Below are 17,583 nucleotides of genomic sequence, written 5' to 3'. Positions count from 1 at the left end.
CTAATGCTCCTGTTTCTTGAGCAGTAAAATCGCAATGCCGATTACCACCGGAATTGCGGCACAAAGTGCCCAGATCGACTGATATAAATCCTGAAAGGTTAGTGCCTTATTAAACACCCCACGACTGATCATGATCATATAGGTCGCAGGATACAAATCCCCAATCACCCGTGCCGCCCCTTCAAGTGAAGACACCGGATTGGTCAGGCCGGAATATTGCGCTGCGGGTATCAGGGTACCGAGCATGGCAAAAAACATAGCGGCAATTTGGCTTTTGGTCAGCGCCGAAGCCAGTAAGCCCATCCCCGTCGAGATCACGATGAATAACAGTGTCGCTAGTGTCAGGGTCAGAAAACTGCCTGTCATTGGCACCCCAAAGACAGTGACGGCTAGCAGCCACATCAACAGAAAATTGGAAAAGGCCAACGCGATATAAGGCAGCTGTTTACCCAACAGGAATTCGGTACGGGTGACGGGTGTCACGTACAGATTAATAATCGAACCGAGCTCTTTTTCCCGTACCACAGCCAAGGCGGTCAGCATGGCTGGCAACATGAGAAGCAATAAGGGAATCACCGCAGGCACCATGGCAGGCAGGCTGCGTACATCCGGGTTATAACGGAAACGGGTTTCTATTGAAATGGCTGCAGTCGGCAATACGCCCTGCCGTGCTTGTGCCTGTTCTAGCAACCAGGACTGATGAATCCCCTGAACATAGCCCTGTACGGTTTCTGCACGCATCGGCATGGCGCCATCAATCCAGGCACCGATTTCAACATTCTGACCACGGGCCACATCCCGGGCAAAACCCGGAGGGATTTCAGGGCCAGCGCCAGCTCGCCACTGCGCATCCGTTCATCCATGTCTTGATCATCCCGGATCGGTGCATGTTCAATAAAGTAGCGTGACCCGGACAGGCTCAGTGCATAGTTCTGGCTCAGACTGCTCTGGTCATGATCGAGTACCGCATAACTGAGATCCTCAACATCCAGGCTAATACCGTAACCAATCACAAACATCAAGATGATCGAACCTAGTAATGCCAAGGTAGAACGGACCGGATCACGGCGCAGTTCCAATGTTTCACGCCAGGCGTAACTCAGCATACGCAGCGGACTAAACAATTGGCGTTTTGATGCAGTAGTGATGTCTGATGGACTCAGAGTGGTACTTTCTTGATCCTGCGGATGCAGACTGCCCGCTCCCGCTTCCAGCAGATAGCCAATAAATGCCTGCTCCAAAGTTTCGACACCCCGTTTTTCGATCAGGGCCTGAGGTTGATCACTGTCAAGCACCTGTCCGGCATGCATCAATGAAATACGATCACAACGCAATGCCTCATTCATGAAATGGGTGGAAATAAAAATGGTGACCTTGTCCTGTCGAGATAAATGCACCAGCAAACGCCAGAAATTATCCCGTGCCACTGGATCCACACCCGACGTCGGCTCATCCAGAATCAGGATTTCCGGCTGATGCACCATCGCCACAGCAAGTGACAAACGCTGTCGGATCCCCAGAGGTAACTTTTCCGGTAGCTCATCCTGCACATTTTCCAGGTCAAAGCGTTGTAACATCTCCGCCACGCGCGGGGTGATCTGCTCAGAAGGCACATGAAACAAGCGGGCGTGCAGCACCAGATTTTGCAGTACCGTGAGTTCTCCATACAAAGAGAAAGACTGCGACATATAACCGACGCGTTGCCGGGTTGCCAGATCATGCCCATCAACTGGTTTGCCAAAAAGCCAGGCTTGACCTTCAGTGGCCGGCAACAAACCGGTCAACATTTTCATGGTCATGGTTTTGCCACAGCCATTGGATCCTAAAAACCCGAAAATTTCACCTTGCCGCACTTTGAAGTTGACGTGATCGACTGCAGTGAAATCCCCGAAACGGATGGTCAGATCTTTCGCCTCAATGGCATAGGATGCTGTTGATGACAGTTCCAGTGCCGGGATTTCTACGGGTTGATAGCCCTTTTTTTTCTCTTCCGGTAACAGCTGAATAAACGCTTCTTCCAACGACTGGCTCTGGGTCGAGGCCAGAAGATCAAGGGGTGTTCCGGTAGCCAGAATCCGGCCTGCGTCGATTGCTACCAGCCAGTCAAATCCTTGTGCTTCATCCATGTAGGCGGTTGCCACGATTACACTCATCTGTGGCCGGGTCTGACGGATCCGCTGGATCAGTTGCCAGAACTGTGCCCGTGCCAGTGGATCCACCCCGGTCGTGGGTTCATCCAGAATGAGCAAGTCAGGATCATGGATCAGGGCACAGCACAGCCCCAGTTTCTGTTTCATCCCGCCAGAAAGCTTTCCAGCCGGGCGGTCTAGAAAAGGATATAAACCTGTACTCTGGGTTAGATCATCAATACGTTTGCGCCGTTCGGCACGGTCATGACCAAATAGCCGGGCAAAAAATTGGAGATTCTCCTCAACCGACAGGGTGGGATAGAGATTTTTACCCAGCCCTTGTGGCATATAGGCAATGTTCGGACAAATCATTTCACGATGATGGCGATGTGACATATCACCGCCGAGCACAATGACTTGGCCCTGCTGCACCTTGCGTGCACCGGCCAACAGGGCCAACAGACTGGACTTGCCCACCCCGTCTGGGCCAATCAGCCCGACCATTTTCTGGGCAGGAATCTGCAGGTCAATCGCATCCAGCGCCTTGACCCGTGCGTACTGCAAGCTAACCTGCTGCAGCTCGGCCACAACAGAGGGCAAGATCATCATTGCACCTTACGTGACAGCTGAGCCGGCCAGGCCAGCTTTGGATCGAGCTTGATCCAGGCCACCCCGGGCAGACCGGTTTTGACATGGGTCATGTACTTTTGCAAAACCGCCTGATCTACCTGAGCTTTAACCCGAAACATCAGCTTTTGCCGCTCGCTCTGGGTTTCCACAGTCTTCGGAGTGAACTGGGCCGTATCGGCCACATAAGACACTTTGGCAGGAATAACCACATTCGGTGCGGCATCCAGCACAATCCGCACTTCAGTGCCAATTGCTACTTGTCCCACCACAGTTTCGGGCAGGAAAAAGGTCATATACACATTGGACAGGTCAATCAGGTTCAGTACCTTGCCACCTGCTGCAATCATTTCACCTGGCTCAGCAATACGATACTGCACCCGGGCTTTTAACGGTGCTTTAAGTTGGCTGTCATCAAGATCAAACTGGATACGCTGGATGGTGGCTTTCACTGCTTTCACGGCAGACTCGGCACCAATCACCTGTGCCTGTGTCGCCTTAATCGCCGCATCGGCACTGGCCACCTGTGCCTGAGCCGTATTCAATGCAGCAATCGCACGCTGCACATTGGATCGGTCATCATCTAGCTGCTGTAAGGAGGATGCGCCTTCTTTGGCCAGAATTTCAGTACGTTTCAACCGGCGCTGCGCCGCATTCAGTTCAGTTTCGCGCTGTGACACCATCGCCAACATCGCAGCTTTGTCACTTTGCCGCATCGCCACCTGTGCCTGTGCTGTCAGTACAGCATTCTCTGCCTGCTGTTGCTGGGCTTGGGCTTCATTGAGCTGGGCTTCAATCGAAGAAACTTTAATTTTCGCCAGGATCTGACCGGCCTCCACAAACTCACCTTCTTTGACTAAGACCTGCTCTAACTGTCCGGGTAATTTACTGGCGATATCAATTTCAGTCGCTTCAATCCGGCCATTACCGCTAATGAGTCCCTGCGTATCGGGCTGCTGAAAGCGTTGCCAGAGGTAATACCCAAGCAAGATCAGCACCAAAACAGCCGCTATGGGCCAAAGCAGTTTTTTTATTTTCATGAGCTTCTCTTTGTTTGTCTCATTGAAGCCTATACCCGATGAATCAGGCTAATATCACCACCTAAAGCCAGATATAACGCGACTTGGTTTTTCAGTAAAGCGCTTTGTACTTCTACGGCCTGCTGTTCTGCGGCCAGCAAACTGCGCTGGGCATCCAGCACTTCGAGATAAGTGACCGCACCATTGTCATAGCTGAGTTGTGCCAGCCGCACCCGTTCACGGAAAGCCTTTAAACCCTGGCGTTGAATCTGCAATTGCCGGGTCAGCCAATCTTCATTCTGCAAGGCATCCCGGACTTCGCGAAACGCGTTTTGAATGGTTTTTTCATATTCCTGCACCGCCATCTGCTGACGAACCTGTGCCAGATCCAGATTGGCTTTTAAGCGGCCAGCGGTAAAAATCGGGATGCTGATACTCGGTGCAAACTGCCACAACTGACTCTGGGGCTGGAATAAACCCTCCAGTTCACCACTGGCTGTCGCAAAGCCACCAGTCAAACTGATACGGGGAAAAAACGCCAAACGGGCTGCCTGAATATTGGCACTTTGTGCCTGTAACTGATATTCAGCTGCCCGCAAATCAGGCCGGTTCAGCAGTAAATCCGATGGTAAGCCCACTGCCTGCGCTTGATGTGCCCATTGAATTTGGCTTAATGGCGTGGGTCGGGTGAGCTGAACAGGCCGCCCCACCAACTGGATTAGCAAATTCTGCTGACTGGCACGGGCCTGCTGTAACTGTGCCAGCAAATTCTGCGCATTGCTCAGTAGGGTCTGAGCCTGCGTATATTCCACCTTGGAACCTGAACCGACGTCATAACGGCGCTTAAAGATGCGTACCGAATTTTGATAACTCCCTGCTGCATGCTCAGCCAGTTCAACCCGCTGATCCAAAGCACTTAAATTCAGATACACCGAAGCCACTTGGGCAATCAGGCTGTTCTGTACTGCGATCTGATTGGCCTGCTGGGCCAGAAACTGCTTGAGTGCTGCCTGTTTCAAACTGCGGATACGCCCCCAGAGATCCAGCTCCCAACTTTGCAGCCCAACCCCAAGCTGAAACTGGTTGGCAATATATGACTGTCCAAGAGGCGACAAGTCAGCAGGCACCCGATTACGGCTAAAATCAGTACCCAAGCCCAACTGCGGATACAGTTCAGCTCGCTGAATTCCATACATGGCCTGAGCTTCAGCGACCCGTAGTGCAGCAAGCTGCAAATCCTGATTATGCTGCAAAGTTTGCTGCAGTAACTGTTGCAACACCGGATCGGTAAAATAGGTTGACCAACTCAAGCGCTGTACAGGCTGACTGGGCATGTCGGTAAACTGGGCAGGCAGCTGGATATCGGCACCCGTTTCCGGCATTTGCAAGACCTGACAACCGGTAAGTGACAGCACCCCCATCACCAGAATAGGTCTAACAGGTCCAGCTACTAAATGACCGGAAACATTCTTTATCTTATTTTTCATGCTGTTGTCTTTATTTTTTAATGCTTAAATGAAGCAGCAAGTTATTGCGTATTGATGATTATTTGCACTATAACAAATTTGAAGCCAGATGCCGCCTGCAATTTCACTCGACGATGTGTCAGCCCTACAGATTTTTATGACTTTTCATGCAGCAGAAGACTCATCCCGTCATGAGACAGAAGATGAATCGGCCTGTCGCATCTGACGAAAATCATAACGGTCGATGGCAAGAATCAGACTGCCATACACAATGCCCAAGAGTACACAGCCCGGCCATGACCAATGTGCCCAGGCATACACCGTACACAGTGATCCCAATGCCGCCCCAGAGAAATACAGAGTCATATAAACGGCATTAATGCGGGAACGTGCCTGGATGGAAATCCGGTAAACCAAGTTCTGGTTCAACACGTGAAATGCTGTCAAACCGAAATAACACATCAATACCCCAAGTGCATACAGACCAAGATTCATGCGGGCAAATGCCAACGGAATCCAGCCGAGTAACAACAGACTGCTACATAAGATAGCAACGAAGTTTTCTTTCCCCTGCCCGATGGTTTTACCTGACCAGCGTGTGGCAAAAATTCCAATCACGCCCAACAAACCGAACAACCCGATCTGAAACTCATTAAACAGATATGGAGGATTGGCCAGGATAAAAGTCATGGTGGTAAAGATCATGGCCAAAATCCCAAAACCCAATCCACCCGCAATGCCACGCCGGATCAAATGTGGCTGCTGATAAGCCAGCTCGATCAAGGAGCGGTAAATTCCCAGCAGTTTCAACTCCCGGTTCGGCTGGGTCGTGGGTAACTTGTGCCACATCACGACAGCAAACATCAGTGTAAACATGCCACTCAGCAAATACACATAGTGCCAGGATAAAGTGGTCGAAATAAAACCGGCAAAAGTACGCGCCAGCAAAATACCCATGACCAGACCACTCATCAGTACCCCCACAATTTCAGCACTTTTATGGGATGGGCTGAGCGTCGCAGCAAATGGAATCAGTACCTGTGCCGCGATGGAAAAAAAGGAAGCCCCCAAAGTCATGCTATACAGCAGAGCTAAACTGTCACTCAAGGAAAGTAGAATTTGCGCCGTGGCACTGAGTACCATCAGACTGATAATAAAACGTCGTTTTTCCAGCAAGTCCCCCAAGGGCACCAGAAACAACAATCCCAAACCATAACCCACCTGAGCCAAAACCACCGTTAATGCGGCCTGTGTAGTCGTCGTATGCAGGTCTGTGGCAATCGCATAAATCAGCGGCTGGTTAAAATAGTTAGCACCGGCACATAGCCCGCAGGCCAGAGACATAATCAGTACAAAGCCGCGTGACAGTTCAGTATGCGGAGAGGCAGATACAGCTATGGACATGCAGATTTCCTATCAATTGCAGTTCATTCATTCTGAAGACAGATGGCATGAAATCACTATAAGCAGCACTGTTGTATTAAACAAATAAGCAACAGCAATCACATCATCATTTTTTTATATCAAGGCTGTAGATACTGAATAAAATTTCCACTACGCACAAAGATCTGTGGACTGAATACGATGCACACCCTGCTGTTGCATACGCTGCCAGGCTTCGGCCAGCGAGCTGTTTAGGTCAATCCCTTTACAAGCATCTTCAATCACATAGGCATGAAAGCCCAATTTTCGGGCATCTAGTGCCGTCCAGGCCACACAAAAATCAGTCGCCAAACCAACCACATATACCGTATCAATCTGACGTTCCCTCAAATAGCCTGCCAGTCCGGTGCTGGTCTGTCGGTCTGCCTCCATAAAGGCTGAATAGCTGTCAATTTGAGGATGGAAGCCTTTACGGATAATCAGCTGCGCCTTCGGCAAATCAAGGTCTGGATGTAATTCCGCGTCTGCCGTGCCCTGTACGCAATGCACCGGCCAAAGCACCTGCGTACCATAAGGCAAAAGAATACTGTCATAGGGCTGTTGACCGGGATGGTTGACCGCGAAAGAAACATGGTTGGCAGGATGCCAATCCTGCGTCAGGATAATATTGTCAAAACAATGTGCCAGCTGATGAATGCGGGGAATAATTTCATCTCCCCCGGCAACGGCCAGTTGCCCGCCTGGGGTAAAGCCATTTTGCACATCGACCACGATTAACGCATCATGCTTGGACAGTTTCATAGCAGCTGATCCTTATTCAGTCATGGTCTGTATTGTTAGCATGGTCAGATGAAATCTGAAACCTCATTAATCGGCAATTTTGTCCAGCAAAAAAGCCCACGGATGGATCGCGGGCTTTTTGATCATGTAGGCTTGCTGCATTCAGCAAGCAATCATCATGAAGTTTCTAAACCAGATTGTGCAGGTTGAGTTGCAGCAGCCTGATTCGGCAAGCTACGTACCACCAACAACATCAGGACTGCAGACACGATGATACATGGAATCGCAGCAGAAACGACACCAGCAGCACCGAAACCAGCAGCTAATAATTGACCCGCAATTGCTGGTCCGAGCATTGCACCAACACGGCCGACTGCAGAAGCCATACCTACACCTGTTGCACGCACATTGGTTGGATACACGATACTACCGAACGCATACAGTACACCTTGGCACCCAATGACGAATGCACCTGTTAATGCCGCTGCCCAGTACATGTTGGTCAATGAAACTGCTGCATTCAAGCTAAACAGACCAGCCGTAATACCACCGTACATCAAAATAATCACGTAGGCTTTCTTCCAGCGGTCTGTCAGCATGCCTAGGATCACCGTACCGAAAGTTGCTGCGATCATGAAGAAGAACTGTGCTGTACTGCCTTCTTTGCGTGAGAAACCAAGTTCCATAAACAACGATGGCAACCAGCTCAACATGATGTAAACCACCATCAAGGTCAAGAAATAGCTACCCCAGAGCAGCAAAGTACGCAGACGGTTTTCGCTGTTGAACAGGTCTTTGAAAGAACCTTGTGGCTCAGCCGCTTGCTGTTTGTCCTGTGCTTTCAAGAACTCGCGTGATTCTGGTAGCAACAACATCATCAGTGGAACCACCACGATTGGCAATAAGCCACCGAGATAGAAAATGTTTTTCCAGTTTGTACCGAAATCCAGGCTGGCAATATAGGATAAAATTGCTGCACCCACTGGCATACCACAGTACATCAGACCCACGGCACGGCCACGGTTTTCAGGTCGTACCGACTCAGCTGCCAAAGTAATCAAGTTTGGCATCGCAGCACCCAAGCCTGCACCGGCGAGGAAACGCACCACCAACAAGCTGGTGAAGCTGTTTACCCATACGGTACATAAGGTAAATACAGCAAAGGTGGCAACCGACCAGATCAAGACTTTTTTACGGCCAATACGGTCGGCATAACGACCGCCAATCAACGCCCCTGGGAGTAGACCCAGAATCCCTGCGCTGAAGAAAATACCCAATTGTGACTTATCCAGTGCGAAATACTCACTAATCCCTTTGGCAGCAATACCCGCAGCCTGAATATCCAGGCCTTCAATAACCGCGATCAAAAAACAGATCGCGACAGTAATAACGGAATGTTTGTTACCTGATCTTTCCATTGGAGAATTCCTTGTTTTAATCAGTATTCAGATGAGCGAGCAATCATCTACGAAGGCCTGAACAGAATTAACTACCAATAAGTTTTAGAAAATTAAGGATTATTTCGGATGATAATGGAACTTTCTCATTTTAACTGAGCTGAAAAGATAGGCAAAAAAGCAATAAATAAAATCTGAATTCTGAGCAAAAAACTAAAGAATATGATGTGATTTCAATCACCATTTCATATTTTTATACCTGAAATAGATTTTCTAATTATATTTAAAAACAATTATTAGGATTTATTTTAGTGATCATTTAAAAAAAATTATTAGGTTTATTAATTGGCTAATTGTATGAGCTCATCTTTATAACATATAAATTTTAGATCAAAACCCACGCATTAGATACAGAAAAGCTGGTCATATTCAAGCCAGCCTACCACTAAAGTCCTGTATTAACCGAGTTAAAAGCCTATACATCAGCGGTTTGATGGGCCTGAAAAAACCTTAAAATTTACGGATCATTAACAGCTAAACTATTTTTATTGTTACTTTTTTTAAAGTTTTAAAGCGCTTTGACTAAAGCATATTGTTCTTACCCGATTCATCAGTCATAATTTGGGTAAGCATTATTCAATAGGCATCGTCTTGTTGATACTCGCTTGAATTCAAAATACTGCAACCATCCAGTCCCCTCTTTTCACTCTCATTCGGATGGATAAATAGGATATTTTTTTAAAATGACTCAGCAAGCACAGACCATTCAAGGCTCAATTGTCGCAATCGTCACCCCTATGTTCGAAGATGGCAGCGTAGATTGGAAGGGTCTCGAGAAGCTGGTCGAATGGCATATTGAGCAAGGCACCAACAGTATTGTCGCGGTAGGTACCACAGGCGAAGCCTCTACCTTAAGCATGGCTGAACACACCCAAGTGATCAAAGAAATCATTCGTGTGGCCAACAAACGTATCCCGGTCATTGCCGGTACGGGTGCCAACTCAACCCATGAAGCGATTGAACTGACTCAAGAAGCAAAACAACTGGGCGCGGATGCTGCACTTTTAGTGACACCTTATTATAACAAACCGACCCAAGAAGGCTTATACCAGCATTATAAAGCCATTGCGGAAGCCGTTGATCTCCCACAGATTCTGTACAATGTACCAGGCCGTACCGGTGTAGATATGCTGAATGAAACCGTGATCCGTTTGGCCGATATTCCACAAATCATCGGGATTAAAGATGCTACTGGTGATGTTCCGCGTGGCCAGCAACTGATCAAAGGCCTACAAGGCAAGAGCATGACCGTTTACTCAGGTGATGACGCCACGGCATATCAATTGATGGGATTAGGCGCGAAAGGCAACATTTCTGTGACTGCCAACATTGTGCCAAAAATCATGAGCGAGATCTGTGCTGCTGCGCTTGCAGGAAATGCCACTCTGGCAGAAGAACTGAATAATAAGGTTGCAAATTTACACAATATTCTATTTTGTGAATCCAACCCGATTCCGGTGAAATGGGCACTCCATGAAATGGGCATGATTGGTACCGGCATCCGTCTACCATTGACGCCACTTGCAGAACAATACCGCACACCATTACGCGAAGCGCTTCAGGCCGCAGGTGTGATTTAATATAAGAGCACAACATTATGCAATTACGTACTGGTTTAACCCTTGCACTTTCAGTTTTTAGCTTAGCGGGTTGTAGTCATCTGGCCATTAATAACGGCTCGCTGGATTACAAATACACCACAACACTTGAACCGCTAAAATATCCTGAAGGTGCGTTAGTGCGGCCAGTGACACCATTGTACCCTGCGCCACTGGTCGAACCACTGGCGTTACAGAATGCTCCAAACTACAGCAATGCACGCGGCAACCGTTTTGAAATGCCACGTCCAAATGCTGCACAAATCAACAATACCGTATCTGAACAGAATGATACGGTTGGGCGTCCGCAGCTGGTCACCGACGGAAATCAAAATCCGTTGCTTAAAATCGAAGGAAATTCTGCTACAATTTGGCAATATACACTTGCCACCCTCAGTAGCCTTAACTATACCATCGTTGGCCAAAGCAAAAATGGGTATGAAGTCACCCTGAAGCTCGATAACCAAACCTATGTGTTAAGACTGACGTCTGTTGGTTCAAGTCATAATCTAGCGGTCTTCAATGTTGACAACAGTTTTGCCGAGCGCGAAAAAGCTGCGGAATTGCTAGCCCAGATTTATCAAAATTGGCCAGCCTAGTCATTAGGCATATTTTTGAAAAAGGTTCCCCCATGTTAAAACAAGCCTTGCTCTATACTGGTAAAGCAAAATCTGTTTATGAAACAGACTCTGCCGACCACCTGATTTTAGTCTTTCGTGATGATGCCTCTGCGTTCAATGGCGAAAAGATCGAACAACTAGATCGCAAAGGCAAGGTGAACAACCGCTTCAATGCCTTCATCATGGAAAAACTGGCAGCAGCGGGTATCGAAACTCACTTTGAGAAACTGCTAACACCAAACGAAGTGTTAGTGAAAAAACTTAAAATGATTCCGGTTGAATGTGTCATCCGTAATTATGCTGCGGGTTCATTGTGCCGACGTCTTGGTGTAGAAGAAGGTAAAGAACTGACCCCACCGACATTTGAATTGTTCTTTAAAGATGATGCGTTGGGCGATCCAATGGTCAACGAATCTCAAGCAATTGCTTTAGGTTGGGCAACAGCTGAACAGTTGGCTCAAATGAAAGATCTCACTTATAAAGTGAACGAAGTGCTCAAAGATTTGTTCGACAAAGGCAACATGCTACTTGTTGACTTTAAACTTGAATTCGGTGTGTTTCACGACCGTATCGTATTGGGTGATGAATTCTCTCCAGACGGTTGCCGTTTGTGGGATAAAGACACCAAGAAAAAACTCGATAAAGACCGTTTCCGTCAAGGTTTAGGCGGTGTGGTTGAAGCATATGAAGAAGTGGCTGCCCGTATCGGCATCGACCTTTCAGATATCTAATCTGAATTGCTTCAAATAAAAAAACCGAGTCGAATGACTCGGTTTTTTTATTGTGTTATTCGCCAATTAAAATGTCTATGCAATAAGAAATCGAGGACGCAACCCCGAAAAACTGATTTAGAAACAAGTCATTTTTTTATATTCAATTCTGACATCTCTCGTCAGTCAATCTGTTTAAAAATAGTCTATTTTATATTTTTCCTGATTCCATCAGATGCCCAGGGCAAAAATTATCCCCAATTTCTGCGGATAAAACCGGGACAACTTTTAGCCGTTTTTGTACGCCCTGGCGCACATGGATTTAGGGATTTTGCGGCTAGGGTAGCTGCGGTTTTTTACTTATGATGAAGTCATACAGGAACAGGACGTTCCGGAACATAAAACAATAACGATAAGTTCCAGCACCAGGAAAGTGAGGTAGAACAGCAGCCCTACCTAAGCAGTAAATACGAAAAAGCCCAACAGGACGTTGGGCTTTTTCTATTCAAAAAAATAATATTAAACTCAATATGCTATTACATAGACTGATTTAGCTGCCAAACTGATGACAGCCGACAAATACCTTGTTTCCCATCCACATCATGGGACAAGAGACCCGTTTTCACGGATCTTCGAACAAAACTCTGCATAAAAACTGGCTATTACTCTATTGTACTTTTACTGACTCAACTGGCGGATTAAGGGCAAATGCTTTCTCACCCCCTGATCCACTAAATGCGGCATAATCGAATTAATGAGTACAAAGCCTCGCTCTGGCCAACCCAGATAAATATTTTGTTTATCCTGCTGAATGGCTTGAATAATATTCTTCGCCACAAATTCTGGAGAATCTTCTTTGCCCCCCATCGCTTGCGTTAATTGTTGGGCAGCAGATGAATTCATACTGGTCTTGGTGGCACGCGGGGCCACATAAAGCACCTGTACCGCTGTGTCAGCCAGCTCACGTCGCAAAGCTTCCGAGAACCCCCGCACTGCAAATTTGGTCGCGCAATAACTGGTGTAGCCAGCAAAACCCAATGAACCATAAATTGACCCCACATTGACAATCTTGGCCTCAGGTTGACTTTTCAGTTTTTCAATCAACGCCGATGTCAGGATCATCGGTGTCGTGACATTTAACTGGACCAGTTTTTGGATTTGCTCTGCAGATTGGTGCTCAAGCAAAGCAAAATGATTAAGCCCCGCCGCATGAATCAAGGTATTTAGATTCGCCTTTTTTGAGGCAATTTCCACGACTTTCATCAAATCCGTAGCTTGCAATAAATCAGCTTGAAGAATTTCCAGCTGTGCCGGATATTGTGCAGCCAGTGATTCTAAAACTTGGGTATTACGAGCCACCGCAAGGACTTTAGCACCTTCTTTGCATAATGCCGCACACAGTGCTAAACCGATTCCACCGCTTGCCCCAGTCAGTAATACCTGTGCCTTGGAAAGTTGCATATTCTCACTCCTTAAGCGGCAAATTGTTGGCTGATCTGTGGCACTTGCTCATACATTTCGGTATAAAGTTTAAACACCACTTTTGAACAGTGAATGATGTCTTGCTGGTCTTTTTCATCTTGGACCTGATTCATCAACTTCTCAAAATGTTGCATATGTGAAATGTCCAGACTGCCATGCGATTTCAGATAACTAAAGGCCTGATTCGGCAGTTTGAGATGCTGCTGGATTTTATCTGCAGCTTCTGTCGCAACCGATACACTGGTTCCTTCCAGTACATTGACCATACCAAACAGGGCAATTGGATTGACACGACGAACTTGGTCAAACAAAAAGGCCACCATCAGTTCGATTGGCAAGCTTGGGCGGCTGTTTTTGACCTGTTCGGGATCAACACCACACGCTTTCAGGTCATTTAAGATCCATTGTTCATGGCCCGCTTCTTCTTCAATATATTCACAAATCGCCGGCTGCAACCAGGACAAACGCTCTGGCAAATTTGCTCCTGCAGCCATCATCAACGGTACGGTAAAACGCACATGATGATAAGCTTGGGTTAAAAATGCGCAGTATTGTTCTAAAGAGAGCTGTGACTTGAGCGCATCTTGAATCACCGACGTGGCTAAAAGAGTTTGACGTTGCTCTGCTGTTGCTTGCTGTAATTTGTCGAAGAATTTCATCATTGTATTCCTAAATTTAAATAAAATTATGTTGAAAGCGTTGGACAATCGCCTCACGTTTGAGCCGTCCATTAGAGGTCGCGAGCTGGTTGTGAGGACTAAAAGGTTCAGCCAAGCGGATCCAATGCTTGATCTGGGCATAGTCAGGAAGCTGGGCATTTGCACGCTCAACCACTTGGGCAATCTCCTGATCGGTGGCATTGGCTTTAACAGGCCAAAGCAAGGCATAGTTTTCCGGCAAGGCCTCTCCATAAACGAAGGCTTGGGCAATCACACCGGTTTGGCTCAACAAGCTTTCCACCCATTCCGGATTGACGTTACGACCAAAACTAGTAATAAACTGATGTTTTTTCCGGCCGTGAATATATAAATAGCCCTCTTGATCAAAATGACCCAAATCTCCGGTTGGCCAATAGGCATCCGGTTGATTTTCAGCATTCAGATAGCCCAGACAGCGGTTGCCCGCCACCAGAATTTCTCCATCTTCCGCAATTTTGACCTGCACATGCGGTAAAGGTTTACCGACACTGCCCGCTTTACTTTGTTGCAAGGTATTCAGCGCCACCACCGAAGCACATTCAGATAGGCCATATCCTTCAAAAACTGGCAGACCACAGGCTTTGGCCTGAGCCAAAAGTTCGGGATTGACATGCCCACCGCCCACCGCAACAAAGCGGAAATCTTGTGGATTTAAAGTGTTGTTGTGTATTGCCTGAACTAAGGCACTCAAAATTTGTGGCACCAGAATTAGGCTATGCGGTTTGGACTGCTGCAAATACCGACTAAATTGTGCGAGGTTCAGTCCGCTTGCACCTTGCAAGCCCAATACCGCTGCTGGTGCCAATTCAACCGAACCACCACGAAGTAAAATGGCATAACAGCCAATATTTTCGAGTAAGACCGCAAGTGGCATGATCGCCAAATGATGTTGCGGATCATTCGGGGTAATCGCTTCACTTAAGGCTTTTGCCACACGTAGAATCTGTCCGCTACTTAAACAAACCGCTTTCGGCTGTCCTGTGGTTCCGGAAGTAAACGTCAGTTTCTGAGTGCCTTCAGGGAGTTCAACGGAAGAACACGTCTGCCGTTTCCAGAACTCGCCTGCATGGATAAATACATTCTCGGCTTCAAACAGAAAAAAGTCCGCAGGTGCAATCACCGTATCAGCTTGAGAAATGTCCAGACAATACTGTAATTGTGAAGCTGAGAAAAATGGCGGCAACAAAATGCTAGGAATGTCGGCCAGTAATAAAGCCAAATCCCACAACATAAAATCGACTGAATTCTCTAGATACAGCGCAACTGTACCAACCTGAGCCTGCTCCAGTTTGCGCTGACGATCAAAAACCTCCTGCAACAAGGTGGCATAATTCACCTGCTGGGTCTGATCCTGTAAGGCAATCGCTTGTGGCTGTTGTTGTTGGTATTGCTGCAATTGGGCAATAAATTGTTTCACCTCAGGCGACATCATCAATATTCTCCTCAAAAGCTGCTAAACCCAGTAAAGGAAATACGCCTAATTGATTGAGGTTAAGCGCACATTGCTTCACGTCCGCAGCAAAAACATGCGGCTGAAAAGAATAATAGTTCCCCCAATCCTGCTGCCCCTGCTCCAAACGTGCAGGATCAGCATCCTGTAAGGCGAGTGGGCTCAAGCCGAGTTTCTTAAAACTATTGATCAGGTGATGATGCCCAGTAAACGCCACCCATTGATAATGATTATGAGCCAGTAACCAGGTAAGAAAAATAATGATCAGTCTGGAACTACCATGATGGATGCCCGATAAATTCCCAACTTCAACCATCTGTGGACGTGCAAAGGATTTACCGGTTTTTTCACTAATAATATTTTGAATCGGTTGATCTAAATATTGTTCTAAAAAAAGTGCTGGCTCTGTGGCGAAACGTAATCCGACCACCGCCTGACAGCTATTGTTCTGATCAAAAATCGCTAAAAAATAAGGTAAAAATTGATGAATATTGGCGTGATAAATCGCCTGAAAACGTTGTTGAATAAAATGTTCACAATCATTTCGCAGAAAATGTGCCTGATCCACAAAATAGACCTTAAAGCGCTTTTCTCGATCTTGAAACTCGATTGGAAACTGCTGTTTGAATAAGGTCATTCGAACCATCCTTATACCCGATGCAAACGAGTATTCGGCTCGAAACTGAAATGAATCTTAAAAAAGCAGCACTCAAATGTGTCTAATTATTATCCTTTTGTAAGAATTACGTTTTGCAATTTACATTTTTTGTCGCGATCTGGGCGTGGAGGGGCGGGATTTGAGTCCAACAGATCATGCCCACCTCCGCATAGAAGCTCTTTTATTGCTGCTGTTGCTGCTGCATCCAACGACGCTGTTGCAAACGTTCAGCTTCAACTTCACGTTTGTTTCGTGCTGACTCATACAGCTTGGTACCTTGCAGTTCAGGCGGTAGATACTCTTGCAGTACAAAGTGCTCCGGATAGTCATGAGGATACAGATAATCTGTGCCGTAACCTTGCTGTTTCATCAGTTTGGTAGGTGCATTGCGCAAATGTAACGGTACCGGTAAATTGGCTGTTTTCTCTGCGAGTACCAAGGCACGGTTAATCGCCAGGTAGGTACTGTTACTTTTCGGGCTGGTCGCCAGATACACGGCGGTCTGACCCAGAATAATCCGTGCTTCCGGCATCCCCACTGCCTGTACGGAACGGAAGCACTCGCCTGCCAGCAATAAAGCGTTTGGATTGGAATTACCAATATCTTCAGAGGCGGCAATCAGCATACGGCGCGCAATAAAAACCGGATCTTCGCCGCCTTTCAGCATGCGAGCCATCCAGTACAAGGTAGCATCTGGATCACTGCCACGAATCGATTTGATAAATGCCGATGCCAGATCGTAATGCTGCTCACCCGACTTGTCATAACGGGCAATATTCTGCTGCGCAACTTTCACCACAATCGCATTCGTAATGTGGTTTTCCATATCGGGTTCAAAGGTGCTAGCAATCAGATCTAACAGATTCAGTGCCTTACGTGCGTCTCCCGCCGCAAACTGAATAAGCGCGTCGTATTCCTCAATCTGGATATAACGTTCTTTCAGAAAAGCATCATTTTGCAGGGCCTTATTCAACAAGGTCTGGATTGCTTCCGCATCCAAACTGTTTAAAGTATAAACTTGGCAACGTGACAACAACGCACTGTTTACTTCGAAAGAAGGGTTTTCGGTCGTGGCGCCAATCAGGGTAATTTTGCCTTTCTCGACAGCATTCAGTAAGGCGTCCTGCTGGGATTTATTAAAACGGTGAATCTCATCGATAAACACCACAGGCGTCAGTAAATCACCACTCTCAGCAATCACTTCGCGCAGTTCCTTTACGCCGGTATTTAACGCGGACAGGCTGACAAAAGGACGATCAACCGCTTGGGCCAGCAGCAAAGCAATTGTGGTTTTCCCCACCCCAGGCGGCCCCCAGAAAATAATCGAAGGCAAATGCCCCTGATCGATCATTTGTCGTAATGGTGCCTGTGCACCCAGCAAATGCTCCTGCCCGATAATTTCCGATAAATCACGAGGGCGTAAACGTTCAGGCAATGGAATATGAGTATCTGACATGGTCATGATTCGTGCTGGCGATAGGATTAGTCTATTTTGTTATGGGCGAA

At 47.2% G+C, this 17,583-nt stretch carries 15 protein-coding genes; 3 read left to right on the top strand and 12 right to left on the bottom strand.

Annotated features, from left to right (window positions below; genetic code table 11):
• The 7 genes from PGW99_RS12420 to mhpT form a co-directional block, all read right to left on the bottom strand.
• A complete protein-coding gene (locus PGW99_RS12420; protein ID WP_443098196.1) occupies positions 1 to 795 on the bottom strand; it encodes an ABC transporter permease in 795 nt (264 codons plus the stop codon).
• Positions 684 to 2,735, bottom strand: a complete 2,052-nt coding sequence (gene rbbA / locus PGW99_RS11900; RefSeq protein ID WP_443098195.1) for a ribosome-associated ATPase/putative transporter RbbA — start codon at positions 2,733 to 2,735, stop codon at positions 684 to 686. Before rbbA ends, PGW99_RS12420 begins: the two co-directional genes overlap by 112 nt.
• Positions 2,735 to 3,796: an HlyD family secretion protein gene (locus tag PGW99_RS11895; RefSeq protein ID WP_273777938.1), complete on the bottom strand. Its 1,062-nt coding sequence runs from the start codon at positions 3,794 to 3,796 to the stop codon at positions 2,735 to 2,737. The genes rbbA and PGW99_RS11895 overlap by 1 nt, the downstream gene beginning before the upstream one ends.
• A 29-nt stretch (positions 3,797 to 3,825) precedes the next feature.
• Positions 3,826 to 5,262: an efflux transporter outer membrane subunit gene (locus tag PGW99_RS11890; protein ID WP_273777936.1), complete on the bottom strand. Its 1,437-nt coding sequence runs from the start codon at positions 5,260 to 5,262 to the stop codon at positions 3,826 to 3,828.
• Between the two features lie 168 nt (positions 5,263 to 5,430).
• Positions 5,431 to 6,645, bottom strand: a complete 1,215-nt coding sequence (locus PGW99_RS11885) for an MFS transporter (protein ID WP_273777934.1) — start codon at positions 6,643 to 6,645, stop codon at positions 5,431 to 5,433.
• 150 nt (positions 6,646 to 6,795) lie between these two features.
• Entirely contained in the window at positions 6,796 to 7,425 is a 630-nt protein-coding gene (gene pncA, locus PGW99_RS11880) for a bifunctional nicotinamidase/pyrazinamidase (RefSeq protein WP_273777932.1), read from the bottom strand.
• A gap of 155 nt (positions 7,426 to 7,580) precedes the next feature.
• The gene (gene mhpT / locus PGW99_RS11875) at positions 7,581 to 8,822 is read right to left on the bottom strand and encodes a 3-(3-hydroxy-phenyl)propionate transporter MhpT (protein ID WP_273777931.1); all 1,242 of its coding nucleotides are present in this window, start codon (positions 8,820 to 8,822) and stop codon (positions 7,581 to 7,583) included.
• 722 nt (positions 8,823 to 9,544) lie between these two features.
• On the opposite strand from mhpT, the gene dapA reads away from it, so the two are divergent.
• From dapA to purC, 3 genes are read left to right on the top strand one after another with little or no spacing between them, the layout of a single operon-like run.
• Positions 9,545 to 10,441, top strand: a complete 897-nt coding sequence (gene dapA / locus PGW99_RS11870; RefSeq protein WP_273777929.1) for a 4-hydroxy-tetrahydrodipicolinate synthase — start codon at positions 9,545 to 9,547, stop codon at positions 10,439 to 10,441.
• Positions 10,442 to 10,458: 17 nt separating this feature from the next.
• On the top strand, positions 10,459 to 11,058 hold the full coding sequence (locus tag PGW99_RS11865; RefSeq protein WP_273777928.1) for a lipoprotein-34 precursor (NlpB): 600 nt from the start codon (positions 10,459 to 10,461) through the stop codon (positions 11,056 to 11,058).
• Positions 11,059 to 11,090: 32 nt separating this feature from the next.
• The gene (purC, locus tag PGW99_RS11860; RefSeq protein WP_273777927.1) at positions 11,091 to 11,810 is read left to right on the top strand and encodes a phosphoribosylaminoimidazolesuccinocarboxamide synthase; all 720 of its coding nucleotides are present in this window, start codon (positions 11,091 to 11,093) and stop codon (positions 11,808 to 11,810) included.
• Between the two features lie 657 nt (positions 11,811 to 12,467).
• Here the strand turns inward: purC and PGW99_RS11855 are convergent.
• The 5 genes from PGW99_RS11855 to PGW99_RS11835 form a co-directional block, all read right to left on the bottom strand.
• A complete protein-coding gene (locus PGW99_RS11855; protein WP_273777926.1) occupies positions 12,468 to 13,250 on the bottom strand; it encodes an SDR family oxidoreductase in 783 nt (260 codons plus the stop codon).
• An 11-nt stretch (positions 13,251 to 13,261) separates the two neighbouring features.
• Positions 13,262 to 13,933, bottom strand: a complete 672-nt coding sequence (locus PGW99_RS11850) for a TenA family transcriptional regulator (RefSeq protein WP_273777924.1) — start codon at positions 13,931 to 13,933, stop codon at positions 13,262 to 13,264.
• 13 nt (positions 13,934 to 13,946) lie between these two features.
• Positions 13,947 to 15,401 (bottom strand): AMP-binding protein, encoded by a 1,455-nt coding sequence (locus PGW99_RS11845; protein ID WP_273777922.1) that lies wholly within the window; start codon positions 15,399 to 15,401, stop codon positions 13,947 to 13,949.
• The gene (locus PGW99_RS11840) at positions 15,388 to 16,056 is read right to left on the bottom strand and encodes a thermostable hemolysin (protein WP_273777920.1); all 669 of its coding nucleotides are present in this window, start codon (positions 16,054 to 16,056) and stop codon (positions 15,388 to 15,390) included. Before PGW99_RS11840 ends, PGW99_RS11845 begins: the two co-directional genes overlap by 14 nt.
• Before the next feature lie 202 nt (positions 16,057 to 16,258).
• Complete coding sequence (locus tag PGW99_RS11835; protein WP_273777919.1) at positions 16,259 to 17,533, bottom strand: replication-associated recombination protein A; 1,275 nt, start codon at positions 17,531 to 17,533, stop codon at positions 16,259 to 16,261.
• Positions 17,534 to 17,583 lie beyond the last annotated feature (50 nt).

Source organism: Acinetobacter sp. GSS19, from assembly GCF_028621895.1.
Lineage (GTDB): Bacteria > Pseudomonadota > Gammaproteobacteria > Pseudomonadales > Moraxellaceae > Acinetobacter.
Note: the sequence above shows the minus strand (reverse complement) of the source record. Positions and strands in the feature narration are given on the sequence as shown.

Excerpts from the sequence above, each read along its gene's own strand:
- rbbA (WP_443098195.1), bottom strand. The coding sequence starts at position 2,735 with ATGATCTTGCCCTCTGTTGTGGCCGAGCTGCAGCAGGTTAGCTTGCAG.
- PGW99_RS11895 (WP_273777938.1), bottom strand. The coding sequence starts at position 3,796 with ATGAAAATAAAAAAACTGCTTTGGCCCATAGCGGCTGTTTTGGTGCTG.
- PGW99_RS11890 (WP_273777936.1), bottom strand. The coding sequence starts at position 5,262 with ATGAAAAATAAGATAAAGAATGTTTCCGGTCATTTAGTAGCTGGACCT.
- PGW99_RS11885 (WP_273777934.1), bottom strand. The coding sequence starts at position 6,645 with ATGTCCATAGCTGTATCTGCCTCTCCGCATACTGAACTGTCACGCGGC.
- pncA (WP_273777932.1), bottom strand. The coding sequence starts at position 7,425 with ATGAAACTGTCCAAGCATGATGCGTTAATCGTGGTCGATGTGCAAAAT.
- mhpT (WP_273777931.1), bottom strand. The coding sequence starts at position 8,822 with ATGGAAAGATCAGGTAACAAACATTCCGTTATTACTGTCGCGATCTGT.
- dapA (WP_273777929.1), top strand. The coding sequence starts at position 9,545 with ATGACTCAGCAAGCACAGACCATTCAAGGCTCAATTGTCGCAATCGTC.
- PGW99_RS11865 (WP_273777928.1), top strand. The coding sequence starts at position 10,459 with ATGCAATTACGTACTGGTTTAACCCTTGCACTTTCAGTTTTTAGCTTA.
- purC (WP_273777927.1), top strand. The coding sequence starts at position 11,091 with ATGTTAAAACAAGCCTTGCTCTATACTGGTAAAGCAAAATCTGTTTAT.
- PGW99_RS11855 (WP_273777926.1), bottom strand. The coding sequence starts at position 13,250 with ATGCAACTTTCCAAGGCACAGGTATTACTGACTGGGGCAAGCGGTGGA.
- PGW99_RS11850 (WP_273777924.1), bottom strand. The coding sequence starts at position 13,933 with ATGATGAAATTCTTCGACAAATTACAGCAAGCAACAGCAGAGCAACGT.
- PGW99_RS11845 (WP_273777922.1), bottom strand. The coding sequence starts at position 15,401 with ATGATGTCGCCTGAGGTGAAACAATTTATTGCCCAATTGCAGCAATAC.
- PGW99_RS11840 (WP_273777920.1), bottom strand. The coding sequence starts at position 16,056 with ATGACCTTATTCAAACAGCAGTTTCCAATCGAGTTTCAAGATCGAGAA.
- PGW99_RS11835 (WP_273777919.1), bottom strand. The coding sequence starts at position 17,533 with ATGTCAGATACTCATATTCCATTGCCTGAACGTTTACGCCCTCGTGAT.